Source organism: Pseudomonas tremae, assembly GCF_001401155.1.
In the GTDB taxonomy this organism is placed as follows: domain Bacteria; phylum Pseudomonadota; class Gammaproteobacteria; order Pseudomonadales; family Pseudomonadaceae; genus Aquipseudomonas; species Aquipseudomonas tremae.
The window spans coordinates 1-313 of record NZ_LJRO01000213.1 but is presented as its reverse complement, the minus strand read 5'-3'; the positions used below and the strand labels follow the sequence as shown (position 1 = coordinate 313).

General features: G+C 58.8%; 1 protein-coding gene. It reads left to right on the top strand.

From position 1 onward, the window contains the following. On the top strand, window positions 1-294 hold a 294-nt coding region (locus ALO43_RS15460; RefSeq protein ID WP_054997762.1), incomplete at its 5' end, for a group I truncated hemoglobin. Window positions 295-313: the final 19 nt, after the last annotated feature.

Genomic DNA, 313 nt, shown 5'->3' with positions numbered 1-313 from the left:
CTCATGAACGTGGCCAGGGATGACCGGATTGTCGAGCACTTCAAGAAAGTCGACATCGTGCGTCTGCGCGACAAACTGGTCGAGCAACTCTGTGTCGAAGCGGGCGGCCCGTGCCGCTACACCGGTGACAGCATGGCCGAGTCGCACAAGGGCCAGAACCTTACCCCCAGCGATTTCAACGCGCTGGTTGAAAACCTGATCGCAGCGATGGACACCGAGAACGTCCCGGTTCCGGTCCAGAACCGTTTGATCGCCCGGTTGGCGCCAATGCGTGGCGACGTGGTTGGCAAGTAATCTTTAAATGCACTCTGAC